The following is a 26,485-nucleotide window of genomic DNA, read 5'->3' as shown; positions in this document are numbered from 1 at the left end:
TTATAGCCAATAGCGAGGAACCAAAAAAGAACCTGGGCAGTTTGCCAGGTTCTTTAATATTGCGCATAAATAAACATGGTGATATAATCAATTGACAACTCACTGTTGAAAAATAGACATAATTATCTTATCTTACACTTTAATTTTAACATGCCGGTAACCTGCTGTCAAATGTTTTTTTCTCAATCTAAATGGTTAGGAGAGATGTGGGATGAGTTTGTTGGTTCTCGACTTCCGGGAAATCGAAAAAACGCAGCTTTCGCTCGTCGGCGGAAAAGGATTAAATCTGGGGGAATTGTCAAAGCTTCACGGAATACAAGTACCCGAAGGATTTTGTGTTACCACGGTGGGGTACCGAAAAGCCATCGAACAAAACGAAACGTATCTTGATTTGCTCCATCGCCTAACCATGCTGAAAGTAGAAGATCGGGAGCAAATTGGAGAAATCAGCGCGAAGCTCAGGCAGACCGTTATGGAAGCGGAGATTCCTTCGGACGTGGTGGAAGCCGTTGCTGATTATCTCTCCCGGTTTGGCGAGAAGGATGCTTATGCCGTGCGCTCCAGTGCGACCGCCGAAGATTTGCCGCAGGCTTCTTTTGCCGGTCAACAAGATACTTATTTAAATGTCATCGGCAAAGAAGCCATCCTGCGGAATATCCGTAAATGCTGGGCTTCCCTGTTTACGGATCGCGCGGTGATCTACCGGATGCAAAATGGATTCGACCACCGTCAGGTTTATTTATCCGTTATCGTGCAAAGGATGGTGTTCCCGCAGGCTTCGGGAATTTTATTTACCGCCGATCCGATGACTTCAAGCCGGAAGCTGCTGTCCATCGATGCCGGTTATGGGCTCGGTGAAGCGCTGGTCTCTGGCTTGGTGTCCGCCGATGGTTATAAAGTACGGGATGGGCAAATCGTCGACAAGCGAATCGCAACCAAAACATTGGCGATCTATGAACGGAAGGAAGGCGGAACAGAGACCCGGGAGATCGATCCCGATCTGCAAAAGACGCAAACTCTTACCGATCCGCAAATTTTACGGCTGGCACACATCGGAAGACAGATCGAGGCTTATTTCGGCCGGCCGCAGGATATTGAATGGTGTTTGGTGGACGATGCATTTTATATTGTCCAGAGCCGGCCGATCACGACACTATATCCGATCCCCGAAGCGAATGATCAAGAAAATCACGTTTATGTCTCTGTCGGCCACCAACAAATGATGACCGATCCCATCAAACCATTGGGCTTGTCTTTCTACCTGTTAATTACTCCTGCACCTATGCGCAAAGCCGGCGGGCGGTTGTTTGTCGATGTTGCACCAAGGCTGGCTACACCTGCCGGCCGGGAAGCTTTATTAAATACTATGGGATCCGATCCGCTCATCAAAGGCGCACTCATGACCATAATAGAGCGAGATTTTATAAAATTGCTACCACATGATCAAACAGCACCGGTTCTGGGCAGAAGTAATACAGATATGCCGGCACAATTCGAGAACGATCCGACCATCGTTTCTGAGTTGATTAAGCGTAGTCAAACCTCGATTGAACAATTAAAGCTAAATATCCAAGCGAAATCGGGAGCGGATTTGTTTGATTTTATCCTGGAAGATATCCAGCAGCAATTAAAGAAGATCTTATTCGACCCGCAAAGTACGGCTGTGTTTATGTCTGCTATGGAGGCTTCATCATGGATCAATGAGAACATGTACAAATGGTTGGGCGAAAAAAACGCGGCAGATACGCTTTCTCAATCCGTACCGGGCAATATTACTTCGGAAATGGGTCTGGCGCTATTGGATGTCGCGGATGTGATTCGCCCTTATCCGGAAGTCATTGATTATTTACAACATGCAAAAGAGGATAACTTTTTGGATGAACTGGTTAAGTTTAAGGGCGGACAGGAAACCCGGGATGCGATCTATGATTTTCTCGGCAAATACGGAATGCGGTGTACCGGAGAAATCGATATTACGAGAACTCGATGGGGCGAAAAACCAATTACACTTGTCCCGCTGATTCTGGGTAACATCAAAAACTTGGAGCCTAATGCCGGCAGTCGGAAATTTGAACAAGGGCGGCAGGAAGCTTTGGCCAAAGAACAAGAGTTATTGGAGCGATTAAAGCCATTGCCTGATGGGGAACAAAAAGTTAAAGAAACCAAACGAATGATCGATCTGATTCGAAATTTCATCGGGTATAGGGAATATCCCAAATACGGTTATATTAGCCGCTACTTCGTTTATAAGCAGGCTTTGCTGAAAGAAGCCGAACGACTCGTACAAGCCGGCGTTATTCATGACAAAGAAGATATCTACTATCTGACTTTTGAAGAACTTCATGAAGTCGTACGCACCCATCAATTGGACTATCGGATCATCGGCCAACGAAAAGACGAGTACAAGTTATATGAAAAACTAACTCCCCCGCGCGTGATCACGTCCGACGGCGAAATTATCACAGGCGAGTACAAGCGGGAAAATCTCCCGGAAGAAGCCATTGCAGGTCTGCCTGTTTCTTCCGGAATGGTAGAGGGCCGAGCGCGCGTCATCTTAAACATGGAGGATGCCGATCTGGAAGATGGAGATATCTTGGTCACCTCCTTTACCGACCCTAGCTGGACACCGTTGTTTGTATCCATCAAAGGCCTTGTCACCGAAGTAGGCGGACTGATGACCCATGGATCCGTGATCGCCCGCGAATACGGCTTGCCGGCGGTGGTCGGAGTGGAGAATGCCACCAAACGGATCAAAGACGGGCAACGCATTCGCGTGCATGGAACGGATGGGTATATCGAATTATTGTAATTGCAGCAGCCATTAAGTTAAAAATGACGTTGTAAATACTCTTGTTCGTAGATCGCATGAATCCTTTCCAAAACATTCATCGCGTGATCTTTAAATTTCAATGGAGCAACCTGACCCTTCAGCAAAAACACGCCGGTCTCATTACGGTGCTCCCCGAGAGCCCCTTCATACAGCTTGCCGGCGCCGTGGGTTGGCGGAGAGAAAAACAGCTTCATCAACGGTTTAACGATTAGGGGCAATCCGGAATCTTTCCCTTTTCTTAGCGTATTGTTGCTGCCCGGGTCAACGCTGCGGATCTTGATGTCATCCTCGGCAAGCTGCGGCGCGACGGCTTGAGTCCACAGCGAAAGCGCCAGCTTTGATGTGGCGTAAGGACCAATCAGCTTGCGGAACGTTTTGGGACGCTCCAGGATTTCGATATTGAACTCTTTCGTAAATTTTAGCGCCGAAGATGAGGTATTGATCACCGTTTTTAAGCGGCTGCTTTTGATGAGCTCCTTCAATTCCATCAGAATGATATACGGAACGACCGTCATCAGCTCATAATGCTTTTCCCGTCCTTGTTTCGAATAGCTCAGCTCGGGAAAGGACCCGCCGGCGTTGTTGAACAATATATCGATCCGCTTTTCCTTGCTTTTGATTTCTTCCAAAGTCTGTCTCAAGCCGACATAATCGGCAAGATCGGCCGTTTTATACATTCGCAGCCTTCCGCTCTTAACTGCTTCTTGGATGCTCATTTCGTCCGCCGGAAAGTCGGAACGGTTTAAAGCGACCACCTGCCAGTCCTCCGATAGCAATTTCCGGGTTAATTCCAGCCCGATCCCGGCGCTTGCGCCCGTAATCAAAGCGATATTTTCATGTTGTTCCTTGTTCATTGCACATCTCCTCCTGATAACGGGATTATTTCCCCTTGATAGGGCACATTCTAAAACTTGGAGTCGACTCCAAGTCAAGACGGAAATCAAAGTTTTTGATCCAAGTAAGAAACTTGACTTGGAGTAAGCTCCAAGATGTATAATGCACAAAAAATACTCTCCGGGAGGAAACAGAATGAAGGAAGAGCAAACCTTTACGATCAAGCAAACAGCCAGGCAAACCGGAATTTCCGAAGATACGATCCGTTATTACGAAAAGATCGCGCTGCTGCCCCGGGCAGACCGGAAGGAGAACGGACACCGCATCTACCGGCAGGAGGACATCGATACGATACGGCTGATCTCTTGTCTGAAAAAAACGGGGATGCCGCTGGAAGAGATGCGGCCTTTTTTGGCGGTCTCCGCCGATGCGGACCCCGCGGAATACCCCGAACTGGTGGAACATTTAAGAAGCCACCGGGAAAATATCGTCAGCCAAATCGCCTCCCTGCAGCAGGTGGTTGATTTTATCGACATGAAGCTGGAGGAGGGGAGATACCGGCCGGACTGCACGGACGTAAAATTTCAGGACGGCGCGTCAGAAGATATGAGGGGGGAAACGAAACCAAAGCCTGTCTCACCCGTTGAGATGAGTTATTTTTCCCTATCGGCCAAAGCGGGGAAATCATCGACTTCCATATGATAAGAGTGCAGGTAGAAACGGAGGACTACAGCTCTTTTATTAATCTTGGCGATGTTTGGATATACTACACAACTGGAAGCGGTGATCACCTAAACACGGAGGAGGTAGCTTGGGATTGTTGAAGACAAAGTTTCGAAAACATCGGGCTCATAACAACAAGAGCTCCGGCCATTTTGAATCGACAAATCTCTCTTCTCCCGATGAACAAAATTCGGACTTGAGTACAGATCTTACTATGAACGAAAAGATGTTCAGGGAAGCGTTTGAATCCTGCTCCGATGTCGTATTCCGTCCTATCAGCAGCAACCCTAAGGCTCTTTTAATATATATCGATGGTTTAATCGATACAAAAACGCTGGATAATGTCGTGTTGGCGCCGATCCTTTATGATGGCAATTCCGGGGATGGAGCGGCCATTTCCGGACAGATCATACAGAACCAATTGGTTGCCGTCTCCCCAATTCAAACGGTTTCTACGATCAACGATGTGACCAATGGGATTCTGAAGGCAAATGTAGCCCTATTGGTCGATGGAGAAAACAAAGCAATCATTGCGGGCCTCACTGGAATGGTAAACCGTTCGGTTGAAGAACCGGCCGCCGAAATTTCCGTTCGCGGTCCCAGAGACGGGTTTACAGAATCATTACGTATCAATACAAGTCTGATCCGTAGAAGAATCCTTAGTCCCAAGTTGAAAATGGAGTCCATTATGATCGGACAAGTTTCTCAAACCGATATCGTTATAGTATATATCGACGGGATCGCGTCGGATTCAATCTTGGAGGAGGTCCGTAATAGAATCAGCCGAATCCGCATTGACGGGGTACTGGAATCGGGATTTATCGAAGAATTTATTGAAGATTCCCCTTGGTCTCCATTCCCTCAAATCCAAAATACCGAGCGTCCCGATATCGTTTGCGCCAGTTTGCTTGAAGGAAAAGTCTCGATTATTGTCGACAACACTCCATTTGCGCTGATCGTGCCAATGACCTTTTGGACGGGTTTACAGGCTGTAGAGGATTATTACGAACGCTCCATTTATACGACCTTTGTTCGATTTATCCGTTACCTCTTGTTTAATATCGCTTTGTTGTTTCCATCGTTATATGTTGCGCTCTCCACCTTCCATCAGCAGCTTATTCCTACGAACTTACTGATTAGTATCACCAATTCCAGAGAAGGCGTCCCGTTTCCGACATTTGTCGAGACGTTATTGATGGAGTTTATGTTCGAGGGGCTTCGGGAAGCGGGAATTCGTATGCCAAAACCCGTAGGCTCTGCCGTCAGCATTGTTGGAGCGCTGGTTATTGGGCAAGCCGCCGTGCAAGCGGGTATCGTTTCGGCTCCTGTCGTGATAGTCGTAGCGACCACCGGAATCGCATCCTTTGCCATTCCGCGGTATAATTTCGGGGCGGCTTATCGGCTTCTCCGCTTCCCGATGTTGATATTATCAGGCTTGCTGGGTTTTTACGGGATTGTAAGCGGGGTGTTTCTCTTGATGATACATCTTCTGGGTTTGCGTTCGTTCGGCGTTCCGTATATGAGCCCCGTAGTCCCGGGAGTACCACAGAGCTTGAAGGATGTATTCATCCGCGCGCCCAGATGGACTATGTCCGAGCGGCCTGCATCCTTCTCAGGTGCGAATGAGAATCGAATTCCGGAAGGCCAACAGCCAGGTCCAAACCGGGGGAGAGCCGGCAAATGAAGATGAAGTTGAAGATGGGGATATGCTTCAGTTTGGTTCTATCCATTTGTTTCATTTCGGGCTGTTGGGACAGCAGGGAAGTCAACGATATTGCCGTCGAATTGGCTTGGGGGATCGATAAAGCCCCAGACAACAAAGTGATAATCAGCGCTCAGACCATCATTCCGTCGAAAATCGGCGGTGGGAAGAACGGGGTTGAGGGCGGAACAAGCAAAGGTAAATCCTATTTTACCGTTACAAGCGATGGAATGAATACTTTGGATGCGGTACAGAAGATACAAACCAAGCTATCCCGGCAAATTTTCAGAGGCCATCGGCGTGTTATTGCAATCGGGGAATCCATGGCCCGACAGGGAATAAAGGAGGTATTCGATACATACACCCGAGATCCGAATCTCAAACTGCGGACCGATATTTATGTTGTCCAGGGGAAAACCGCAAAAGATTTCTTGATGGCTTCATATCCGCTGGAGAGTGTTCCCGGTCTCGGGGTATTAGGGGAATATGCGCAGATGGGAATAAAGACAGAAATGGGGCTGTTAAATTTTTTACTCGATGCTACGAGTGAAGGTGCTTGCCCAGCCCTTCCCGCAATTGCAACCGGCAAAAAACCGGATCCACAAGATGAAGGAGAAAAGGATCAGGATCAGGAAGTACCGCGCATTACGGGGTTCGGCATTTTAAATAAAGATCTGAAATTGGTTGGTTTTTTGAATTTAGAGGAAGGTCAGGCGATGCAATGGATAACAGGGAAACTTAAGAGGGCGACGATAAGTGCAATGATACCGCAAGAGGATGGCAATGTCAGTATGATTCTAAACAAGTTGAACAGTAAAATTCAACCTTATTATCAAGGCAACAGAATAAAGATCAATGTTACGCTAACGGGACAAGGAGCGATTCGTGAAAATAATACTAACCTTGACCTTACGGACACGGATAATGTTGCCCTTTTACAAAATGAATTAAACAAACACGTTGAAAAATCCGTATTGCAAACGATCGGCAAAGTTCAAAAAAATTATGGGACAGATGTTTTTGGATTCAGTGAAGTCATTCGCAGGAAAAATAAATCATTATGGAAATCCGTAAGGAGTGACTGGGAGACGGAGTTTCGGGAAGCCGAAATTTCGGTGAACGCGAAGTTGACAGTGCGGCGGTTAGGGGTAACCGGACCATCGTTGCAGTTGAATAAAAACGAGATTAAGAAATAAAGGTTCATTTCTTCAATTTTCGAAGCCAGGTTACGATGAGAAGGAACGTGGGCAAGACTAACAACAAGGGTACCCACACATAAGGAACCAGTATCTCGAAATGATGTCGATAAATGTGCTCGGCAATGTTTTTGGACATCGTCAATCCAAGAACAAGAGCGACGGCGCAGGCCGGAATGATAAGGACGCGGTAGCTTTTCATCTTTGTTAATTGCTGAATTCCGGTGAGCGCCGAGAGCATCAGGACGATGCTCTTTAAAAGAGCCATCATGTAAAAATAGAGCACGCCGAGCAGCTGCAGGTTTTCAATGAATTTTCCAATGCTTATCACACTTAGCAATGTGTAAAGAGGATACAGAAGTCCTGAAAACATATCTCCAAAAACTAATATAGCCAGCACATCAAAGCAGGTGATCATCAGTCCGGACAGAATCGTGGCGAGAATCGTAATCTTGGTCACTTTTTCGGGATGTTTGGTATTGGGCCAAAACATAGCGAGGGCGAGCGTTTCTCCAAATGATTCCGTAACGCCCGATGGAAAAGCGACTTTAAAGACAGGCTCCCATCCATCTTCAAAAATAGGGAGTAAATTATGGATATTCAAGACGCCGGAACCAAATAGAAGGATTACCTCAATAATAAATATAAACAATACGATCGGCAGGAACATTTCTCCCAGTCGGGAAACGATCTCTATACCGCCATATACGCAGTAGGCAATGATGAAGGCAAATACGGCTGTGATTATAAAATGAGGAGTATTTTCCAATAGGGTTGTAGACACCATATCTCTGACATCCGCAGTAATCCGTCCTACCAGATATATGAACATCAGCGGGTAAATAAAAGCAAGAGGCGTCCCGATCCAGCGCCCGAATTGTGCAGGAAACCATTGGACAAGAGTTAACCCCGGGTTCATCCGCGACAAGGCGGTATAGATCAAAATTACGATTACCCCCAAGCAGCAGGAAGACAATGCGCCAAGCCAAGCGTCCCGTCCCGCCAGACCGCCGAATCCGAATATAATTGTCGTACCTAACTGGAAGATAAAGGTAACGACAAATAACTGGTAGTTGGAAATTTTCGTCATGACAACCTCACGATTCATGAGTTTTACTTTGTAAATTATTCCGTCGAGGCATGGGCGTGACCGACAGTTAATGCATGATTCGACCACATTACTTTCTGTACATGCTCGAAATTATCAGTTTTGCATTGTACAATTACCGTTATTTCCGGATTATTTCTTGTTCGCTGCCTACCGTACTTGCGAAAAACAGCATTAATCCCAAACCCTAACCCGAAACCTATAAAAGCGGTAATCAACCCCCAAATCACCGGCCCCCATGACAAAATGAATCCAACGCTTGATCCAATGACAGACAAAGCCGTAGCGCAAGCTAAGCCTATCTCGATTCCATTGGAATTCGAGCCCGCGGCTCTTTGTTTTAGCGATAAAAAATCCCCGGCATCGCTATCCATGCAGACAACGAGCAGTTGATCCCGATTTATGCCTAGGGTCTCCAGGTCGGAGAGTGCTTGCTCAAGCTCCAGTGAATAACGGAATGTCCCTACTATAATCATGCATTCCCACCCGGGCTATTAAAAATTTGAACAGATGATGAGGCGTACCGGCTTAATAAATATTTGCGTTGTTCAAGTCTAAAAATCTGATTTTGCTCTTTGGAGGTTATATAAGCATGATATATGGACCCTCCCAAAACAGAAGGCATAAACAATAACCAATGCGGGTGTAACACGGAAACGGATTCCATGATCCGCCCATTTAAAATATAGGTAAGCGATTCATGAACATGCGACAACGAAATATAAAACCACCACCATGAAGCCGCATAGAAGGCAAGGCCGATCCGGTGGTTGTACAGCTGTCCCATGCCAGGGAAAAGCAGCGAAAACGCAGCCGCAACCAGCGGGCTATTTGACTGGATGTATTGAACTTCGGATGCATAAAGCCGCACTTTGGGAAGAGGACTGCTTTCAAATTCCGCCAAATCGCAGAGCTTGTTCTGATGTAGGGATAAACGATAGCTATCCCAGATCGCGATAAAAAACACGATGATGTACCCGGGAATCCATCGGGGTTCCAAAATGTCTTTGGCCTGAGAAAAGCGTCCGCAAAAGCTTAAGACAATAGCCTGATTAATATGGGACAGCGTATTAAATATAACTTCCGATAAGGTGAGAAACGTCGCTCTCAGGTAATGATTAAGCAAAAAGTGGCCGAAACCGGGAAAAGCCGCCGACCACCAGATGATCATTAAGGGATGACGCTTATGTATGGAAGTGATGCCGAACAGACTTAATCTGGCCATAGGATAGCGAGACGTAATCATATTTAACATTCCACTCCTTTCATATTTTTTGAATCGTCGATGAGATTCAGGGTTAAATATGACGGTGTGCGCCAGATTTTGCTGTTAAAATGTTGTAGAGACCGCTTAAAAGCAAAAGCAGAACAACCAGCAACAAAATTAAGGTAATGATGGACCAAATCCCCGTAACGAATAGAATTTCCAGCCGGATCAGCAAAAGAAAAAAACAGCCTAAACCGGCAATTAGGATGGCCTTCCAATACCACTTGGCCTGCAATGAAATGACTAAAGCAAACAAAATGGAGTCAATGTGTGAGAATAAAGCAGCGAGAGCAATGTTATCCCTGGAAGGATTATCAAACCATCCGATGCGATATTCAATTTGATGAAATAATACGATATAAAAAAACATGATGGATCCTTGCAACGATACATTAATGAGGTAGAGCAATAATAGCCTGAAAAAATAAGATTTATCAGATGCGTTTATTTTTCTCCATATCCACTTCCCCATTAAAAAGAGTACACTTACGCCTATTCCCGTAAATATGGTTCTCCACCAATGATGCTCGTAAATCCCCAAATAAATAAATAATTGTTCAACCCCCATAAACCCGGTTCCAATTAGCAGAATCCACCAAATGCCAAGGCCCAAAACAGCGATAAAAGCGCATGCGGAGGGGATAATAAAGCCATTTGATACAACTGCTCCAAGGGTGCTGTCATAATAAGCATTCTTGAAGACGCCAGGCATGTATTTATAACTGTCAAAAATAACGTAAACGAATAACTCGAAAATATAGATGATTCCGGAAATACAAATGTAGTAAGGGATGAGCATGAGCTGTTTGGATTTGTACCAGGAGATGGCGATCAGAATTAAACTGGTCACAATAAGCAGCAGGTAGGGCACAAAGGCTGGAATAGTATCAACTCCCAGTAACATATTTAGGGTAAGTACCCATATTTAATTTCTCCGGTTATAGCTTGTTTTATTCTCAAGTAAATTTAATGAATATATTCCCCGGAAGGGGGGCAGGATTTGTTTAACAAATGTTACAAAAAGACCTGACGAAAAACGGAGGCACTATGGAGACTGTGCGTAACATCAGATTGACTTCAGCGGAACTAGCATCACTTTGGACTACCTATATGAACGACACCATGGCGGTTTGCATATTAAGATATTTTCTAAAATACAGCGGAGGATAAAGAGATTAAACCGGTGATAGAATCCACGCTTGAAGTTTCCAAAACTCATATTGAGGAATTAACAGAAATATTTCGTTCTGAAGATTTCCCCATTCCACGAGGGTTTACAGACGAGGATTTAAATATGGACGCGCAGCGTTTGTTTTCGGAAAGCTTTTTCTTGTATTACATTAAAAATATGGCCAAGGTTGGATTAACGACTTATGGTATGTCTTTCAGCATGGCATCCCGTGCAGACGTAAGATCATTTTTTGATGATGCTATTAAACAAAGCATAACCCTTGATCAACAAGTCACCGAAGTATTGCAAACCAAAGGGTTATATATCAGGCCGCCATATATCTCAACCTCGGACCATATTGATTTTGTCAAAAACCAAAATTTCTTATCCGGCGGATTTTTCGGATTTGGGGACAAGCGCCCTTTATTATCCATTGAAATTGCGCAGCTTTTCGCAAACATTCAAACGAATGCATTGGGAAGGGCATTATTGATGGCATTCAGTCAAGTCGTAAAGTCAGAGGAGATTCGTCAATATCTACTTGAGGGAAAAGACATATCGTCCAAGCACATAAAAATATTTACTGACCTTTATTCAGACGAAGACATTCCCGTTCCGATGTCCTGGGACACGGATATCTTGAATTCGACGGAGGCACCATTTTCCGATAAGCTTATTCTGTTTCATGTGTCGTTATTGGTTGCGGCCGGCACGGCGAATTATGCCGTTTCCGCAGCGGCAAGCCCGAGAAAGGATCTGGCCATGACTTACGTTCGGCTTGCCGCTGAAATTGCAACTTATACCGAAAGCGGAGCCAAGTTGATGATTGCCAACGGCTGGCTGGAAGAACCGCCCCAAGCTCCGGACAGGAAAGAATTATCTAAAGGAAAAAGATAAGTGTTCGAAGAACATGTGCTAACGCCTATGCATACTGTAGTGTAACGATTTGAATCGATCCTAATAAGAGAGAGTGAGATTCATGAATACCAACAGGGCACTAGGTCCATTTTCGCCATTTCCGCTCCCATCAACACCGGGCGGTGTTCCTTTCACGCCCGGAATTCCGGGGCCGGGGGGAGGGCCTGGAGCGGGATTGCCTCCAGGCATTACACCGCCGCCGCCTCAATTGCTGGGCACGTTTCAGCAGCTATCGGCGTCCCCGGCATTAGCGCAGAGCTTTGTATTTCAGCAACCGACCCCAGGCATCACGACATTTGCTGCAGGCTGTCAGAACCGTTGGACACTAATTGTCACTCGTACCTTTAATGTTTTTCTTATGTATGTAACCTTTACCGACCCATTTAGTTTTACACAGGGCTTCATATTTCCGACTTATTCGTTTGGAAGATTTCCTTCATCCATTATTTTATGGTACACCTGTTTCTAAGGCTAAGTTTTACGCTCACTACAAATATAAAGAGGACTTATTGTAGGTGAAGCCAAACTTTAAATAGTCCAATCGAGCGGCAATTCAACTAACTACAAAACAGGCAGCCGGATCATCCATGATGATTGCCTAATCCTCCAAGAAAAGATAAAGTTAAAAATAGCATGTAACACACAGGAGGGATTATTTTATGCAATATGGACCTGGTCCTAATGCAATCTACCCAAATGAGGCAATTAAAAGTATATGCTATATTAAAAACGTGGTAACACGCCCAAACATTAGTGTCGGAGAATTCACCTATTATGACGACATAGACGGTGCAGAAAAGTTTGAAGAGCATGTCACTCATCACTATGAATTTATTGGAGATAAGCTGATTATCGGAAAATTTTGCGCAATAGCAAAGGGTATTGAATTTGTAATGAATGGTGCAAACCATAGAATGAACAGTGTTACTACCTATCCATTTAACATTATGGGCAATGGTTGGGAGAAATCGACTCCAACACTGGCGGATTTGCCGCTTAAAGGTGACACTGTAATCGGAAACGATGTGTGGATCGGCCAAAACGTTACCGTTATGCCCGGGGTACATATCGGTGATGGAGCCATCATTGCAGCCAACTCTGTCGTTGCGAAAGATATTCCTCCTTATCATATTGCAGGCGGGAATCCTTGCAAAATTATCAAGAAAAGATTTGATGACGAACTAATCGATTATCTCCTTGCCATTAAATGGTGGGATTGGCCTGTCCGCAAAATATTTGATAATCTTGAATCTCTTTGCAGCGGAGATCTAACGAAAATCAGGGAAATTCATTAAAAACAAGCGGAGCCTTGAGCTGGTAAATTTTATAGGGATCTCTCCAACAAGGCTCCAACTTGTTTGGCCATAACTTGCGGCGGATAGGGCATCCCGTTCCTGATCCACCATTCAATTACACCTACATAAGCAGTCCCGGCAAATTGCAAAATAACTTCATCGTTTAAATCCGTATTTTTTCCGCTTTCTTTGTCAATCTCACCTTTGAATCCTTCCATAAAGGAAGCAAGCAGCCGTATTCTGAATGAGGATGGAGCCCCTTTAGCCTCTTTGCTTGCCAACATGGTCGAAAAAAACAAATAATTCTGCTCGAAATATTCAAAATAGGGTATAAGCGCATCGGCCCAGTCCAACTGACATGCCCACTTGTCCATCTCTCCCAAACTAATTAAGTGTGTTTCAATGAGTTTATCCAATAAATCATATTTGTCTTGATAATGAAGATAAATGGTACCGCGGTTTACGTTCGCCCTGTCCGCAATTTCCTGAATGGTGATCTCGTCAAAGTTCTTTTCGGTCATCAGCTCAATAACCGCTTGCTTCAAAGCCTCTTGTGTTTTAAGAATTCTCCGGTCCACTTTGGACATGTCATCTTCACCTAGCCTTCCGAGATAATTGACATTTTTGCTTATCCTGTTGATATATCAACGTTTCGGGCTCTTTTAACCATTGAATCTTCTTTTCTTAGCTTTATAATAATTGACGTGAGTTGATTAAACAATATGTTTTGTTTATCTGCTGCTTGTCATCACCGTTTTATCATATTCATAGATTGCAGGAGGTTATATATATGATACCTACTAATGCACGTGCTGTATTCAATCCGGAAGGTCCGTTCAGACCGACTACGATCGAGCGCAGGGATCTTAAGCCGCACGATGTCCTGATTGAGATTAAATACGCGGGGATTTGCCACTCCGACATTCACACCGCTCGCGGTGATTGGGGGCCGGTCCAATATCCGCTCGTTCCCGGGCACGAAATCGCCGGGATCGTCACGCGCATTGGTCCGGAAGTCACCAAGTATGCCGTTGGCGATCGAGTAGGGGTAGGCTGCATGGTCGACTCTTGCGGAGAGTGCGATAACTGCCGCAAGGGAGAAGAGCAATATTGCCTCAATGGAAAAACCGATACCTATGCAGCAATCGACAGATACGGGCAATATACGCAAGGCGGTTATTCCACCCATATCGTCGTAACCGAAGATTTCGTGGTGAAAATTCCCGACAGTATGGGGCTTGACGTTGCCGCTCCGCTCTTGTGTGCCGGTATCACAACGTATTCTCCATTGCGACATTGGGGAGCTGCTCCCGGCAAGAGAGTCGCTATTGTCGGACTTGGCGGACTTGGACACATGGCCGTGAAGCTCGCTCATGCCATGGGGGCGGAGGTTACGGTTTTATCGCAAACCCTCAGAAAGAAAGAAGACGGTTTGCGGCTTGGTGCGGATCATTATTATGCTACTGGCGATCCGGAGACGTTTAAGAAGCTGGCCGGATCGTTCGACCTCATTGTAAACACCGTAAGCGCCGAGATCGATATTAATGCTTACCTTTCGTTGCTGGCGCTGGACGGTACATTAGTCAACGTAGGGGCGCCGGCGGAACCCTTGCCCGTTCAAGTATTCTCACTTATTCCTCATCGTCGATCGTTCGCCGGATCGATGATCGGCGGCATTCGCGAAACGCAGGAAATGTTGGATTTTTGCGCGGAACACCACATTGTTCCTGAGATCGAGCTTGTTTCCGCCGATCGGATCGATGAAGCCTGGGAACGTGTTCTGGCCTCGGATGTCCGTTACCGTTTTGTCATCGACATCGGCACGATGGAGCATGAATAAAGACTAATTCCGGTAAAATAGGAGGGGCACGCCGTTGTAGGCGTGCCCCTGGATTTAAAACACACTGCGTACTAATCCCCCGTCGATTCGCAACGCGGAACCATTGATGGCAGAAGAGAGAGGACTGCTTAAGAAGGTGACGAGATACGCAATTTCTTCCGGCCGAATAAGCCTTTGAATAATCGAGGTCGGCCGGTTTTCTTTCATAAACCGCTTTTCGGCTTCTTCCATGGTCAATTTTTCATTAGGATAAAGAGTATTTAACATCGTTTCCACGCCTTCTGTTAAAGTGGAACCCGGCATAACCGTATTTACAGTCACATTCGTCCCTTTAGTCAACTCGGCCAGGCTGCGGGAGAGCGAGAGCTGCATCGTTTTGGTCGCGCTGTAATGAGCCATTTCCTGCGATGGCATAATCGCCGCTTCGCTGGCGATAAAGATGATTCTGCCTTCTTTTTTTAGAATCATTTGTTGAAGGTACCGGCGGGAAAGCCTGACACCGCTCATGATGTTGATTTCAAACATCTTGAACCAATCTTCATCGGGAATATCAAAATATTCCGCAGGCTCAAAAATTCCCAGATTATTAATGAGAATATCCACTTCGGAGTACTTCTCAATAACCTCATGGCATCCTTGCATTGTCCCCAGATCAGCGACAACGGAATGAAGGATGGAGTCGGGGGAATTTGCTTGAATTTCCTTTATAGTCTGATTAACTTTGTCTTCCCGACGCCCATTAATAAGCACAGTGGCGCCTTCAGCCGCTAATGATTTGGCGATGGCTTTCCCGATTCCCGCAGTGGACCCGGTAACCAAGGCCGTTAAATCCAAATTCATGCTTGTCCCTCACTCTTGCTTAAAAATCAAAATTGTCCGGATCCGGACCGACGCGGTAGTTCTGATTTAAATCATTTATCACTTCCATATCTTCTTCCGATATCTCAAAATCAAAAATATTTGCGTTTTCGATAATCCGCTGTTCTTTTGTGGATTTGGGAATCGTTACAACTCCATTTTGCAAGTCCCAACGTAAAATGACCTGCGCAACCGATTTATCGTACTTATTTGCAATCTCTTTCAGGACCTGATGATCCAGCAATTGACCCTGCATTAATGGAGACCAGGCTTCCAGCTGAATTCCATGCTCCCGACAAAACGACCGGAGTTCTAGTTGAGTCAACCGCGGATGGTATTCCACCTGGTTCACCATCGGTTTAATTTCTGCATCTTTCATCAAGTCTTCGAGATGATGGATTTGAAAATTGCTCACCCCAATAGCTTTTACCCGGCCTTCTTTGTATAGAGTCTCCAATGCTCTCCAGGCATCTTTATACTTACCTTCCACAGGCCAATGAATGAGGTATAAATTCAGATACTCCAGACCAAGTCTATTTAGGCTCGCTTCATAAGCTTTTATTGCAGAATCATACCCTAAATCGGAATTCCAAACTTTCGAAGTCACGAATAGATCTTCCCTGGAAATGCCGGCCTCTTTAATTCCTTCACGAATGCCTGATCCGACTCCCTCTTCATTTTCGTAAACAGCTGCCGTATCCACACTGCGATACCCGTGTTTAATGGCGGTTTTTACCGCATTAACCAACTCGGGGCCTTCTTCTACTTTAAACACCCCGATCCCAAGCCAGGGCATTTTAACACCGTTATGCAATGTGGTTGTATCTTGTAAGCTCTTGGCTATCATAAAAAAATGACCTCCCGATCGTTATTCATCGAAATTAGATTCGATTTGTATTACCGTCTTCGTGTAAGCAAACCATTCGTAAACAATATTTCCAACAATAAAAAAACCATACACGAAAACAATAAAGCCGGCGAATGTTATTATGATATATATAAACCATTAAGAAAAGTACGCACTTTTAAGTGCCATAGATACTTATTAGTTCTATAGGCACTTTTTCGTACCCGTGGATTGAGAAGGAGAGTATATTGCAATGCAGAAAAAGAAGTACAATATTTCAGTTGAAGCCACTTTGGAAGTGATCGGAGGGAAGTGGAAATGCGTTATCCTTTGCCATCTGACACACGGTAAGAAGCGTACAAGCGAATTGAAACGTTTGATGCCGGGGATTACGCAAAAAATGTTGACCCAACAATTACGGGAGTTGGAAGAGGATGGGGTCATCCATCGGATTGTTCATAATCAAGTTCCTCCGAAAGTCGAATATGAGCTCAGTGAATACGGATGGAGTTTGCAAGATATTTTAGATTCTCTATGCGCATGGGGCGAAAAACATATTAGCCGAGTATATGGCGATAAATTTGCCGTATTGGAGGAGAACGTTTTAAATGATAAATTGAAGTAACATACATTTATTAGATTGGATCATGGGAGGGGATTCCAATGGGAAAACAATTTCCGGCCATGCTCCCCGAGCATATGGCCTTTATCCGAAAGCAACATCTCTTCTTTGTCGGGACGGCGCCTATTTCCCGGGATGGACACGTCAATCTGTCGCCGAAGGGATATGACACATTCCGGATATTGTCCGATCGTAAGGTTGCGTATTTGGATTTGACCGGGAGCGGCAATGAAACCAGTGCCCATCTTGAAGAGAACGGCCGCATCACGATTATGTTCTGCGCATTCCAGGGGCCGCCGAACATCCTGCGTCTCTACGGAACCGGAGCGGTAGTTCTTCCGGAGGACAGCGAGTGGGGGGAATTGCTCGGCATGTTCGAACCGCTGCCCGGAGTCCGGCAAATTATTGTGGTCGATGTGCATAAAGTTCAGACGTCCTGCGGCTATTCGGTGCCGCTCATGTCGTACGAAAAAGACAGGGACACTCTCCAGCGGTGGGCGGAGCAAAAGGGTGAAGAAGGTTTGCATAATTACTGGCAGGAAAAGAACATGAGCAGCATTGACCGGTTGCCGACTTCTTTAGGGAAACGCATTGGGACATAGCGTCCGAGCGCCTTCGCGCCTTAAAGAGAATTACTATCATTGGATAATAATAACATTGACAACCGCCGGCTTTTCCAAAATAATAGAATGTAATTGAATACTGGTACCTTTAAATCAGTCCAGAGAGGCTGGCAAGGGCAGCGGATGTTTATAATCATGCGTGAACAGTGCATATTCCGTCAGGGAATGCTCTGCGTCTTCACGCGGGTTATGATGTAAAGAGAGAGGCTACTTGTCGGTTTGAGACTTGACGAGTAGCCTCTTTTTTCTGCTTTTTTGGTATCAGGACACTTTAAGCTGGAGGTATTCTGATGAGCAAACAAGATCAAGAGTTTTCGTGGCAAGAGGTACCGAAAACGCAGAGAAACCATTTTTTGAAGACGCTGTCCGTCATGTTGGCGTTCACTTTCTTTTCGGCAAGCATGCTGGCGGGCGGGACGCTGGGAGTCGGCTTGACGTTCATGGAGTTCATTGGCGTCGTGCTTGTGGGGAATTTGGTGCTCGGCATCTATACGGGAGCACTGGCGCATATCGCTGCCAAAACGGGCCTGTCCACGCATCTGCTGGCAAAATACGCGTTCGGTGAGAAAGGGTCTTACCTGCCTTCGTTCTTACTAGGCTTCACTCAGGTGGGATGGTTCGGCGTCGGCGTGGCCATGTTCGCGATTCCGGTCGCCAAAGCGATGGGGTGGAACGTGTACCTGCTGATCTTCCTGTTTGGCCTCGCCATGACGGCGTCCGCCATCTTCGGCATGAAGTCGCTGGTTATTCTGGGCTATATTGCGGTTCCGGCCATTGCGATTCTCGGCGGCTACTCGATGTTCCAAGGAGCAAGCTCCCTGGGCGGGCTGCAAGGGTTGCTCGATTACACGCCGGCACAGACGCTCACCGCGGCGGCGGCATTGACCATTTGTATCGGATCATTCATTAGCGGCGGTACACTAACGCCCGACTTCGCCCGATTCGCTCAGACATCCCGGCAGGCAGTTACCGCAACCGTCATTTCGTTCTTTCTCGGAAACTCGCTCATGTTCCTGTTCGGCGCGGTCGGCGCAATGGCTTACAACCTTGCGGATATCTCGGAGGTCATGTTCCTGCAAGGTTTGATCATTCCCGCGATCATCGTGCTTGGGCTGAATATATGGACGACCAACGACAACGCTCTTTACGCTTCCGGGCTCGGCTTTGCCAACATCACTAAAATTTCGAAAAAGTTCTTCGTTATTGTAAACGGCATTGTGGGTACCGTATTTGCCATGTGGATGTACAACAATTTCGTCGGCTTCCTGAATGTGCTGGGGGCGGCGGTACCGTCCATCGGGGCCATCATCATCGCGGATTACTTCTTTGTGAAACGCAGAAACTATAGACCTTTTGCCGACATGACATTTAAGAAGGTAAACTGGATAGCGATGGTGGCCTGGGCTATCGGCGTTGCCTTTGCCCAGTTGGCTCCAGGAATAACGCCGCTGAACGCACTGATCGGTACGGCGGTGGTCTATATTGTGTTAATGCTGATCGTTCCTGCCAAAGAAATCAAAGAAAAGGGGAAAACAAATGATTATACAGAACGCAAAATTGCGGGGTAAAGAGGGTTTATGGAATATCGTCGTGAAAGACGGGAAGTTTGAGCAAATTACACAGTCACTGGAAGCAACTGCAAATGAGGAAGTCATTGATGTGGGCGGCTCGCTTGTGCTGCCGCCGTTCATTGAACCTCACATTCACCTGGACACAACCTTAACGGCGGGCGAGCCGGAATGGAATTTGAGCGGAACGCTGTTCGAAGGCATTCAGCGTTGGTCGGAACGCAAGGCGTTCCTGACGCATGAAGACGTTAAAACGCGCTCCAAAACGGCATTGAAATGGCAAATTGCCCAGGGCATCCAGCATGTACGGACACATGTTGATGTCACCGATCCCAGCTTGACCGCAGTTAAAGCGATGCTTGAAGTGAAAGAAGAAATGGCACCCTACATCGACATCCAGCTGGTCGCTTTTCCGCAGGAGGGCATCCACTCCTACCCGAACGGTGCGGAATTGCTGGAAGAATCGCTGAAAATGGGCGTCGACGTGGTCGGCGGCATTCCCCACTTCGAATTCACGAGGGAATATGGCGTCGATTCGATGAAGGTCGCGTTTGACCTTGCCGAAAAATACGACCGTCTCATCGATATCCATTGCGATGAAATCGATGACGAGCAATCCCGTTTCGTGGAAGTCGTCGCCAAAGAAGCCTACGAACGCGGGCTGGGCTCCCGCACGACGGCAAGCCATACGACGGCGATGGGGTCGTACAATGATGCATATACGTATAAATTGTTCAGATTGCTGAAAATGGCTGACCTGAATTTCGTCTCTAATCCTCTGGTCAACATCCACCTGCAAGGACGCTTCGACACGTATCCGAAGAGAAGAGGGCTGACCCGCGTCAAAGAGCTGCTGGAAGCCGGTCTTAATGTGTGCTTCGGTCACGACGACATCTTTGATCCATGGTACCCGCTAGGTACGGGCAACACGCTTCAAGTGCTGCATATGGGCATCCATGCTTCGCAGTTGCTCGGTTACGATCAAATCGTGAATTCGATCGATCTCATCACGAAAAATAGCGCAAGAACGCTGCATATCGAGGACGTGTACGGAATTGAAGAAGGGAAGCCCGCCAACTTCATCGTTCTTGAAGCGGAGAACGAATATGAAGCCATACGCAAACAGGCCGCGGTGCTTTATTCGTTCAGAGGCGGCCGCAAAATCGCGGAAACGAAGCCGCGGGATACCTCGATCGTTCTTGAGGCCGGTACGGAGAAGGTCACTTTTAATAAATAATCGAATAAAGCGTGCAATTCAAAAAAACCGCTATATGCGGTTTTTTTGATATCGCTGATAGAACCAAATCGAAATGGCCAACCAACTGCCACTAGCCAAGAATCCCCCAAGAACATCGCTCGGATAATGAACCCCCAAATAAATTCGGCTAATCCCGATCGTGAGGATCATCGCTGAACTGCATACAATCAGCATGACTCGCCCCGAGGATGTTGAAATATGCCGCCAAAGTAAATAAGCAGTCACTCCGTATAAACTAAAAGCAGCCATGGAATGTCCACTGGGAAAACTAAACCCATTCGCATTAATTATCCGGTGCAGACTTGGTCTTGCCCGATGAAATACGAGCTTCAATGCTTCGTTTAAGAGTGCCGACCCGATGACGACATAGATAAATAAGATCAATTCTCTTCGATGGTGCAGAACCTTATAAAGAATAAAGAGAATAGCGATCGTAATCACCGTGACCGGTATTCCACCCCCGATGAAAGTAAAGAATTTCATGATGCTGGTCAAAACAGGTGATTCCAGCCCTTGAATCAAGGAAATGATCACATTGTCAAATTGAGCGATTTTTTTATCCGATACGAGGAGAGCTATCCCCCCGAACCCGACAGCACACAGAAAGCTTATGAATAAAGCGCGGGTAAGCTGCATTTTCAGATTCATTTGCATCGTTCGATCCTTTCTTTAAGACTGAAGATCATCTTATGTTGAAAACTTCAACTTGTTGTGTTTCATAATTCGAAACACCTCCAACAACACGACATTAAGACTAAGCCAAACTCCTCCAAATACATAACCAGCAACAACGTCGCTGGGATATTGAATGTTGAAATAAACCCGGCTGATTCCAACGAGAAGGGCAACAGCAAGAACAAGCAGGGAAGCGGCTGTTTGGATTCCGGCCATTTGCACGTGCCGTACGATGAGATACGCCGCGAAACCCAAGAAGACAACAGTAATCAAGGTCTGCTCGCTCGGGAACGTATTGATCAGACTGGAAGGCCCTGTTCTATGGAAAAGTCTCCGCAACCCCTCGTCCCAAAGTTCGCCGCCGACAAAGACAAACAATAAGAATGTCCCTTCCAGCAGGCGATCCTTACCTTTTATCAAGATCATGATCAAAGCAAAGACAGCAACAGTGACAAGCACCGGAAACGATGCTAAATATGCAAAGCGATTCATCCAACCTGCCCAGCTTTCATCGAATAGGGCGTGGACGATATAGGAGGTGACCGCATCAAAATCGGCAAATTCATTGGCGAGCAAGTCTTGAATCAGGCCTGCCATTTCCATAAAAAGTGCCAAGAATATTCCGAAAGAGATGAGAAGAAGAAAACGGATCCTTCCTAACGTATGGAATGTTTTAACCCCTTTGCGAAGCTCCGTTAAGGTAGCGGCATACAATTGGTCCCGGAATTTCTTGTATAAGTACACACCAGCGAAAACCACCGCCGCGATGAACCCCGCGATGATCAAATATTTGGTGATTGCATGATGGAACTGTTCCCATTTTGGACCGAGAGTTTTTCCCAGCGATATAAACGTGCTTGTCCATAAGAATGCCCCGGTATAAGCATAAATCAAATAGGTTCGAAACGACAGGCGTGTGACTCCCGAAAAATAACCGGTGAAATGCCGAACTCCGGGAATGAAATAGGCAATAAGCAGCAGCTTGTTTCCATAACGCTCAAACCAGAGCGAAGTCTTCTCTAACTTATCCGGACCAAGATGGAATTTGGAGCCGTGTTTATTGAAAAACGGCTTCCCCAGTTTAAATCCGATCCAATAAGAAATGGTCATGCCCAACGAAGTACCTAGACCTGCGATAAGAATGCTTATGACCCAATTTAGATGTCCTTGAAAAACTAAAAGTCCTGTATATGTCATGAGCACTTCTCCCGGCAAGGGGAGGGCGAGAAGCTCTAGCGTCAGGGCGGTTCCCAAAACCAAGTACCCGTACTGATCCATTAGCTGTTGCATGAAATGCGTCACGTTGTACCTCCGCGATAGGAAAATAACAAATTCAGTTATGCATCTTCAGCATTCCAATTTATGCTTTGGTACAAACTAAGGAGAGGGTGAAGCAGGTTAAAGGAGTTGAGGATGTTAAAGAACCACGAACGAGCAATAAACGGCAGTAATGCTGGTGCTGACGTAGTTCTGTCAATAAAAGGAGACTTGGAATTCCAAGAGGCGCATAACATTGCATACATTATGAACCCTCAAATACCTGAATACCTCCGAGTACCGTCATTTAATGATTCGTGGCACTCGGAGTTTTTGTTTATTTTATGATTCTTATACAATATGAAAATGGAGGGAGCGTCTTTACTCTTACAAGTTACTGAACACGATATTGCGAAGCTTGCGAGTTACCGGCATCGTACCGGCATCTCTTTTTTGGATCATAAATATAAACGTCAGCCCGTCTTGAGGACTATTCGCAAAATAAGCCCCTAACCAGCCATCCCAGCCATATTCGCATTTACTGCCGATAAACCCGGCTTTCCCGGGGTCGATCATAACGCGCATCTGGTTTCCATAGCTGTGGCCGCGTGATGTATGCCCGATATCAAACCCTTTTTGTTGCCAACCGCTTAAAGAGGGGGAAGTCAAAAATTGAACCGTTTTAGGTTTTAACAGTTGAACTCCGTTTAGGCTTCCTTGATTCATTAGCATCGTTGTAAATTTGGCGGCATCGTCAATCGTGGACGCAAGGCCCGCTCCGCCCGACTCAAATGCCGGTTCCAGGTCCATTTGATGGTTAATTCCGAGATGGTTTTCTGCGTACAGCTTCAAGCCGCCCTTGCCGTCGTCCTGATAAGTTTTAACGAGGCGGTCTCTTTTTTCTGCAGGCAGCCAGAAACCGGTATCCTTCATTCCCAGCGGCTCGAATATTTCCTTTTGCAAAAATTGCCCATACCGCATGCCGCTTACCGTTTCCACAATCGCGCCAAGGACGTCCGCCGACGTTCCGTATTGCCAGTACGAGCCCGGCTCGAACGAGAGGGGACCTTGGCCCAGCCGGTTTGCAAATTCCATGGTGCTGATGGGGTTCTTACCGTTCAATCGGCTTCCGAGTTCCTGGAATAACGCCTCCGTATGCTGTCCGGCTTTATCGGTTCCGCCATAGGTCAAGCCCGATGTCATGTTCAGCAAATCGTGAATGTCGACTTCCCGGCCGGCCGGCACCAGTTCGCCGTTTTTTTCAACTTTCTGGTTTTTGAAGCTCGGAATATAGCGGCTCACAGGGTCGAATAAATCAATATCCCCACGCTCTATCAGCATCATGACGGAGGTGGCGGTAATCGGTTTGGTCATTGAATATAATCGAAAAATGGAATTCCTTGCAACAGGGCGTCCCGACTCCAGGTCGGCAAAGCCGGCTTCATGGTAAAAAACTTCTGTACCGTCCTTGATCACCATGAAGTTCCCGCCGGCAATTTCCTTGTTATCGATACTTGCTTTCAGCGTTTTTTTTAATTGATTCGCAATGTTTGGAGCGAACATGTTTGATAAGTCTCCTTCTCAAATAAAATCCTTAAAACAGAAGAGGATGTTTATAAATCTTGTTACAAAGCACAGAATACACTTTTCAGGAATATCTATCTACCATTTTAAGCAAATAATTTCGAAATTCTTTAACATAGGATTCGGGCTCGACGATTTGCAGATTAGTGCCGAAACTTGCTAAAAATTGAAAGCCGATACTGTCTTCGGGAACATAGATTGTGGCTAAGAAATATTCGGAATTGTAGTCCTCAATACTCTTTCGGCCATACCGTTCGATAAAATGATCTTTGATGCCGGGCGAAATCAATGCCTTAATAGCGACCAGCTGCGGTTGATAACCGGCCTCAGCTTGTTCTAATGCATCCTCTCTTGGGTTAAATGTTTCTTCGTCCATACGGAGATCATCCATCCTGGAGAGTTTAAATGTTCTATATCCCTGACGGTGCAAACAGAATCCCTTCAAATACCAACTCATTTCGCTAAAATGTAGCTGGTACGGCTCGACCATTCTATTCGATGTCATGCCGTTTTTATCAATATAATCAAATGAAATATACCTTCTCGCTATTATTGCTTCTTGGCATGTCTTCAAGATTTGACGAATTTCGGACCGACCCTCCCAATCATAAAATGAAAGATGGATTGAACCCTTTGGAGACATTGGGCTAACCATGGATTCAATTTTTTTAATAGTCACTTCAACTTCTTCGCTAATTAGAATTTGTTCCAATCCGCCGAGCGCGGTCAATATATTCTCCAAGTCGGCGCTGCTTAAAAGACGCTTATCCACCTTGTATTCGTCCATAATACCGTATCCGCCGTTCACGCCATGAACGGAATAGATCGGAATGTTCGATAAGCTGAGGGTTTCCATGTCGCGAATAATCGTTCTTTTGGAGACGTTAAATAATTGTGCAAATTCTTTGGTTGAAACGATATCTTTTTTCAGCAAGATCATGATTATCGATATTAATCTCTCAACCTTCTCCATAATTGCACCTCTTTTTTTGTACATATTTATAAAAGGTGACATACCGTTGTCACCACTCATAAATTATACTTCATTTATCAAAAGAAGGAGGTACGACTTTATGTCAGCTATCGCATATTTAAATTTAGACGGAAATGCGGAACAAGCAATTGAATTTTATTCGGAGGCGCTAAGCGCGAACGAGGTAAAAAAGGTGAAATTCAGGGATTTCCCGCAGGATCCAAACTATCCAATGCCGGAAAACGAATTAAACATGATCATGGAGTCTTCAATAGAATTCACAGGCGGAAAAATCATGCTGTCGGATATTCCGCCTTCGATGAAGAGTGTCACGGGCGAGTTGGTTAAAGGCAACCATATACTGATCAGCATCGTTAATGAGGATAAACAGACGCTGGAGAAATACTTCGCTAATTTATCTGTAGGCGGTTATGTGATCATGCAGTTATCAAATACGCCTTGGTCTTCGTGCTTTGGAATGCTGGTGGATCAGTTTGGAGTCTCCTGGAAATTTAATAGTGACGCAGACCGGTTTCTTGATCATGTCATTTCAAACCAACCTTAACTCATTCCAAAAAAATGGTCTTGCAACTGAAGACCATTTTTTTAATATTCCTTAGAAAGGGCCATGGATTTTATCTATGAAAATTGACAATTTAATTCCAGTAAAATCAAGAGAAGATTTGAGGATTTGGCTGCAGGACAATGGTACGACTGAAAAGTCCTGCTGGGTCTTGGTCAGTATGACGCCCGCCCCTGATATGTTGTTATATTTGGACGCGGTGGAGGAGGCTTTGTGTTTTGGATGGATCGATGGAATCAAGAAGAAAATCTCTGATACGCAGCTGGCTCAGAGACTTTCGCCTAGAAGTAAAAAAAGTTCATGGACTGAACTAAATAAAGAACGTGTCCGCCGACTCGAAAAGCTGGGGCTCATGAGAGAAGAGGGAAGGAGGGTTCTTCCCGATATGAATCCGGATTCTTTCAGCATCGATAAGGCGATAGAACAAAGGCTAAAAGAGGAAAAGCAAGTCTATGAGAATTTCATCGCATTTCCGGATCTTTATAAAAGAGTTCGCATCGACACGATACAGAGCATAAAGAATCAGCCGGAATTATTTAAAAGCAGATTAGACAAATTCATAACAAACACGAGAGAAAATAAAATGTACGGTCAATGGAATGATAATGGCCGTCTACTGGATTAACGAACTTTATACAAAACTTGACAGAGGTGTTCCAAAACTCTAAAATGGACTCAATCTGCAAAGACGGACTAGAATCCGTCATTTTTTACAATCCAATTGCAGATATCACAGGGTGATAATATCTCGTT

26 protein-coding genes and 1 pseudogene are annotated in these 26,485 nt (G+C 45.7%); 15 read left to right on the top strand and 12 right to left on the bottom strand.

The genetic code is table 11. The features are described from left to right. The first annotated feature begins 211 nt into the window (after positions 1–211). Entirely contained in the window at positions 212–2,809 is a 2,598-nt protein-coding gene (gene ppsA, locus V3851_RS23095; protein ID WP_331848866.1) for a phosphoenolpyruvate synthase, read from the top strand. Between the two features lie 17 nt (positions 2,810–2,826). Here ppsA and V3851_RS23090 read toward each other — a convergent pair whose 3' ends face one another. Next, positions 2,827–3,684, bottom strand: a complete 858-nt coding sequence (locus V3851_RS23090; protein WP_331848865.1) for an SDR family NAD(P)-dependent oxidoreductase — start codon at positions 3,682–3,684, stop codon at positions 2,827–2,829. A 175-nt stretch (positions 3,685–3,859) separates the two neighbouring features. Between V3851_RS23090 and V3851_RS23085 the strand changes: the two genes are divergently transcribed. From V3851_RS23085 to V3851_RS23075, 3 genes are all read left to right on the top strand, one after another. Further along, positions 3,860–4,366, top strand: coding sequence for a MerR family transcriptional regulator (locus V3851_RS23085; RefSeq protein ID WP_331848864.1), 507 nt, complete (start codon positions 3,860–3,862; stop codon positions 4,364–4,366). A gap of 118 nt (positions 4,367–4,484) precedes the next feature. After that, complete coding sequence (locus tag V3851_RS23080; RefSeq protein WP_331848881.1) at positions 4,485–6,071, top strand: spore germination protein; 1,587 nt, start codon at positions 4,485–4,487, stop codon at positions 6,069–6,071. Beyond that, on the top strand, positions 6,068–7,285 hold the full coding sequence (locus tag V3851_RS23075; RefSeq protein WP_331848863.1) for a Ger(x)C family spore germination protein: 1,218 nt from the start codon (positions 6,068–6,070) through the stop codon (positions 7,283–7,285). Before V3851_RS23080 ends, V3851_RS23075 begins: the two co-directional genes overlap by 4 nt. A 4-nt stretch (positions 7,286–7,289) precedes the next feature. On the opposite strand, the gene V3851_RS23070 is transcribed toward V3851_RS23075, so the two are convergent. From V3851_RS23070 to V3851_RS23055, 4 genes are read right to left on the bottom strand one after another with little or no spacing between them, the layout of a single operon-like run. Then, the gene (locus tag V3851_RS23070; protein ID WP_331848862.1) at positions 7,290–8,375 is read right to left on the bottom strand and encodes a GerAB/ArcD/ProY family transporter; all 1,086 of its coding nucleotides are present in this window, start codon (positions 8,373–8,375) and stop codon (positions 7,290–7,292) included. 35 nt (positions 8,376–8,410) lie between these two features. Beyond that, a complete protein-coding gene (locus V3851_RS23065; RefSeq protein ID WP_331848861.1) occupies positions 8,411–8,869 on the bottom strand; it encodes a hypothetical protein in 459 nt (152 codons plus the stop codon). After that, positions 8,866–9,639, bottom strand: coding sequence for a hypothetical protein (locus tag V3851_RS23060; protein ID WP_331848860.1), 774 nt, complete (start codon positions 9,637–9,639; stop codon positions 8,866–8,868). The genes V3851_RS23065 and V3851_RS23060 overlap by 4 nt, the downstream gene beginning before the upstream one ends. A 52-nt stretch (positions 9,640–9,691) precedes the next feature. Further along, positions 9,692–10,564 carry a hypothetical protein gene (locus V3851_RS23055; protein ID WP_331848859.1) on the bottom strand — a complete coding sequence of 291 codons (873 nt, stop codon included), beginning with the start codon at positions 10,562–10,564 and terminating at the stop codon, positions 9,692–9,694. Between the two features lie 107 nt (positions 10,565–10,671). On the opposite strand from V3851_RS23055, the gene V3851_RS27030 reads away from it, so the two are divergent. The 4 genes and pseudogenes from V3851_RS27030 (at position 10,672) to V3851_RS23040 (ending at position 13,044) form a co-directional block, all read left to right on the top strand. Beyond that, on the top strand, positions 10,672–10,830 hold the full coding sequence (locus V3851_RS27030) for a DUF3231 family protein (protein WP_414859347.1): 159 nt from the start codon (positions 10,672–10,674) through the stop codon (positions 10,828–10,830). Then, positions 10,829–11,173, top strand: a pseudogene (locus V3851_RS23050) (DUF3231 family protein); the annotation flags it as partial. The gene V3851_RS27030 and the pseudogene V3851_RS23050, both read left to right, overlap by 2 nt. Further along, positions 11,156–11,728: a DUF3231 family protein gene (locus V3851_RS23045; RefSeq protein ID WP_331848880.1), complete on the top strand. Its 573-nt coding sequence runs from the start codon at positions 11,156–11,158 to the stop codon at positions 11,726–11,728. The pseudogene V3851_RS23050 and the gene V3851_RS23045, both read left to right, overlap by 18 nt. A 680-nt stretch (positions 11,729–12,408) precedes the next feature. Further along, positions 12,409–13,044 (top strand): Vat family streptogramin A O-acetyltransferase, encoded by a 636-nt coding sequence (locus tag V3851_RS23040; protein WP_331848858.1) that lies wholly within the window; start codon positions 12,409–12,411, stop codon positions 13,042–13,044. A gap of 29 nt (positions 13,045–13,073) precedes the next feature. Here V3851_RS23040 and V3851_RS23035 read toward each other — a convergent pair whose 3' ends face one another. Beyond that, entirely contained in the window at positions 13,074–13,631 is a 558-nt protein-coding gene (locus tag V3851_RS23035) for a TetR/AcrR family transcriptional regulator (protein ID WP_331848857.1), read from the bottom strand. Positions 13,632–13,834: 203 nt separating this feature from the next. Between V3851_RS23035 and V3851_RS23030 the strand changes: the two genes are divergently transcribed. Continuing rightward, the gene (locus tag V3851_RS23030) at positions 13,835–14,884 is read left to right on the top strand and encodes an NAD(P)-dependent alcohol dehydrogenase (RefSeq protein WP_331848856.1); all 1,050 of its coding nucleotides are present in this window, start codon (positions 13,835–13,837) and stop codon (positions 14,882–14,884) included. A gap of 54 nt (positions 14,885–14,938) precedes the next feature. On the opposite strand, the gene V3851_RS23025 is transcribed toward V3851_RS23030, so the two are convergent. Beyond that, entirely contained in the window at positions 14,939–15,724 is a 786-nt protein-coding gene (locus tag V3851_RS23025) for an SDR family NAD(P)-dependent oxidoreductase (protein ID WP_331848855.1), read from the bottom strand. A gap of 19 nt (positions 15,725–15,743) precedes the next feature. After that, the gene (locus tag V3851_RS23020; RefSeq protein WP_331848879.1) at positions 15,744–16,586 is read right to left on the bottom strand and encodes an aldo/keto reductase; all 843 of its coding nucleotides are present in this window, start codon (positions 16,584–16,586) and stop codon (positions 15,744–15,746) included. 256 nt (positions 16,587–16,842) lie between these two features. Here V3851_RS23020 and V3851_RS23015 point away from each other — a divergent pair, with 256 nt between their 5' ends. The 4 genes from V3851_RS23015 (at position 16,843) to V3851_RS23000 (ending at position 20,639) form a co-directional block, all read left to right on the top strand. Continuing rightward, entirely contained in the window at positions 16,843–17,214 is a 372-nt protein-coding gene (locus V3851_RS23015; RefSeq protein ID WP_331848854.1) for a winged helix-turn-helix transcriptional regulator, read from the top strand. A 38-nt stretch (positions 17,215–17,252) separates the two neighbouring features. After that, positions 17,253–17,813, top strand: a complete 561-nt coding sequence (locus tag V3851_RS23010; RefSeq protein ID WP_331848853.1) for a pyridoxamine 5'-phosphate oxidase family protein — start codon at positions 17,253–17,255, stop codon at positions 17,811–17,813. Positions 17,814–18,124: 311 nt separating this feature from the next. After that, positions 18,125–19,402, top strand: a complete 1,278-nt coding sequence (gene codB, locus V3851_RS23005) for a cytosine permease (RefSeq protein ID WP_331848852.1) — start codon at positions 18,125–18,127, stop codon at positions 19,400–19,402. After that, positions 19,371–20,639, top strand: a complete 1,269-nt coding sequence (locus tag V3851_RS23000) for a cytosine deaminase (protein ID WP_331848851.1) — start codon at positions 19,371–19,373, stop codon at positions 20,637–20,639. Before codB ends, V3851_RS23000 begins: the two co-directional genes overlap by 32 nt. A gap of 30 nt (positions 20,640–20,669) precedes the next feature. Here the strand turns inward: V3851_RS23000 and V3851_RS22995 are convergent, their stop codons facing one another. From V3851_RS22995 to V3851_RS22980, 4 genes are all read right to left on the bottom strand, one after another. Continuing rightward, positions 20,670–21,314 carry a phosphatase PAP2 family protein gene (locus V3851_RS22995; RefSeq protein WP_414859346.1) on the bottom strand — a complete coding sequence of 215 codons (645 nt, stop codon included), beginning with the start codon at positions 21,312–21,314 and terminating at the stop codon, positions 20,670–20,672. 33 nt (positions 21,315–21,347) lie between these two features. Next, positions 21,348–22,637, bottom strand: a complete 1,290-nt coding sequence (locus tag V3851_RS22990; RefSeq protein ID WP_331848850.1) for a VTT domain-containing protein — start codon at positions 22,635–22,637, stop codon at positions 21,348–21,350. 342 nt (positions 22,638–22,979) lie between these two features. Further along, positions 22,980–24,155 carry a serine hydrolase domain-containing protein gene (locus V3851_RS22985; RefSeq protein ID WP_331848849.1) on the bottom strand — a complete coding sequence of 392 codons (1,176 nt, stop codon included), beginning with the start codon at positions 24,153–24,155 and terminating at the stop codon, positions 22,980–22,982. Between the two features lie 85 nt (positions 24,156–24,240). Then, positions 24,241–25,149 carry a helix-turn-helix transcriptional regulator gene (locus V3851_RS22980; RefSeq protein WP_331848848.1) on the bottom strand — a complete coding sequence of 303 codons (909 nt, stop codon included), beginning with the start codon at positions 25,147–25,149 and terminating at the stop codon, positions 24,241–24,243. A 100-nt stretch (positions 25,150–25,249) separates the two neighbouring features. Between V3851_RS22980 and V3851_RS22975 the strand changes: the two genes are divergently transcribed. Both V3851_RS22975 and V3851_RS22970 read left to right on the top strand, forming a co-directional pair. After that, on the top strand, positions 25,250–25,714 hold the full coding sequence (locus V3851_RS22975; RefSeq protein ID WP_331848847.1) for a VOC family protein: 465 nt from the start codon (positions 25,250–25,252) through the stop codon (positions 25,712–25,714). A 76-nt stretch (positions 25,715–25,790) separates the two neighbouring features. Next, entirely contained in the window at positions 25,791–26,357 is a 567-nt protein-coding gene (locus V3851_RS22970) for a YdeI/OmpD-associated family protein (protein WP_331848846.1), read from the top strand. Positions 26,358–26,485 lie beyond the last annotated feature (128 nt).

It is taken from the genome of Paenibacillus haidiansis (assembly GCF_036553665.1).
Lineage (GTDB): Bacteria > Bacillota > Bacilli > Paenibacillales > Paenibacillaceae > Fontibacillus > Fontibacillus haidiansis.
The sequence above is the reverse complement of the archived record's forward strand: the minus strand, read 5'-3'. Positions and strand labels throughout refer to the sequence as shown.

What these genes read in the sequence shown, in the direction of transcription:
- ppsA (WP_331848866.1), top strand. Translation starts at nt 212, where the DNA reads ATGAGTTTGTTGGTTCTCGACTTCCGGGAAATCGAAAAAACGCAGCTT.
- V3851_RS23090 (WP_331848865.1), bottom strand. Translation starts at nt 3,684, where the DNA reads ATGAACAAGGAACAACATGAAAATATCGCTTTGATTACGGGCGCAAGC.
- V3851_RS23085 (WP_331848864.1), top strand. Translation starts at nt 3,860, where the DNA reads ATGAAGGAAGAGCAAACCTTTACGATCAAGCAAACAGCCAGGCAAACC.
- V3851_RS23075 (WP_331848863.1), top strand. Translation starts at nt 6,068, where the DNA reads ATGAAGATGAAGTTGAAGATGGGGATATGCTTCAGTTTGGTTCTATCC.
- V3851_RS23070 (WP_331848862.1), bottom strand. Translation starts at nt 8,375, where the DNA reads ATGACGAAAATTTCCAACTACCAGTTATTTGTCGTTACCTTTATCTTC.
- V3851_RS23065 (WP_331848861.1), bottom strand. Translation starts at nt 8,869, where the DNA reads ATGATTATAGTAGGGACATTCCGTTATTCACTGGAGCTTGAGCAAGCA.
- V3851_RS23060 (WP_331848860.1), bottom strand. Translation starts at nt 9,639, where the DNA reads ATGATTACGTCTCGCTATCCTATGGCCAGATTAAGTCTGTTCGGCATC.
- V3851_RS23055 (WP_331848859.1), bottom strand. Translation starts at nt 10,564, where the DNA reads ATGTTACTGGGAGTTGATACTATTCCAGCCTTTGTGCCCTACCTGCTG.
- V3851_RS27030 (WP_414859347.1), top strand. Translation starts at nt 10,672, where the DNA reads ATGTTACAAAAAGACCTGACGAAAAACGGAGGCACTATGGAGACTGTG.
- V3851_RS23040 (WP_331848858.1), top strand. Translation starts at nt 12,409, where the DNA reads ATGCAATATGGACCTGGTCCTAATGCAATCTACCCAAATGAGGCAATT.
- V3851_RS23035 (WP_331848857.1), bottom strand. Translation starts at nt 13,631, where the DNA reads ATGTCCAAAGTGGACCGGAGAATTCTTAAAACACAAGAGGCTTTGAAG.
- V3851_RS23030 (WP_331848856.1), top strand. Translation starts at nt 13,835, where the DNA reads ATGATACCTACTAATGCACGTGCTGTATTCAATCCGGAAGGTCCGTTC.
- V3851_RS23025 (WP_331848855.1), bottom strand. Translation starts at nt 15,724, where the DNA reads ATGAATTTGGATTTAACGGCCTTGGTTACCGGGTCCACTGCGGGAATC.
- V3851_RS23015 (WP_331848854.1), top strand. Translation starts at nt 16,843, where the DNA reads ATGCAGAAAAAGAAGTACAATATTTCAGTTGAAGCCACTTTGGAAGTG.
- V3851_RS23010 (WP_331848853.1), top strand. Translation starts at nt 17,253, where the DNA reads ATGGGAAAACAATTTCCGGCCATGCTCCCCGAGCATATGGCCTTTATC.
- codB (WP_331848852.1), top strand. Translation starts at nt 18,125, where the DNA reads ATGAGCAAACAAGATCAAGAGTTTTCGTGGCAAGAGGTACCGAAAACG.
- V3851_RS23000 (WP_331848851.1), top strand. Translation starts at nt 19,371, where the DNA reads ATGATTATACAGAACGCAAAATTGCGGGGTAAAGAGGGTTTATGGAAT.
- V3851_RS22995 (WP_414859346.1), bottom strand. Translation starts at nt 21,314, where the DNA reads ATGCAAATGAATCTGAAAATGCAGCTTACCCGCGCTTTATTCATAAGC.
- V3851_RS22985 (WP_331848849.1), bottom strand. Translation starts at nt 24,155, where the DNA reads ATGTTCGCTCCAAACATTGCGAATCAATTAAAAAAAACGCTGAAAGCA.
- V3851_RS22980 (WP_331848848.1), bottom strand. Translation starts at nt 25,149, where the DNA reads ATGGAGAAGGTTGAGAGATTAATATCGATAATCATGATCTTGCTGAAA.
- V3851_RS22975 (WP_331848847.1), top strand. Translation starts at nt 25,250, where the DNA reads ATGTCAGCTATCGCATATTTAAATTTAGACGGAAATGCGGAACAAGCA.
- V3851_RS22970 (WP_331848846.1), top strand. Translation starts at nt 25,791, where the DNA reads ATGAAAATTGACAATTTAATTCCAGTAAAATCAAGAGAAGATTTGAGG.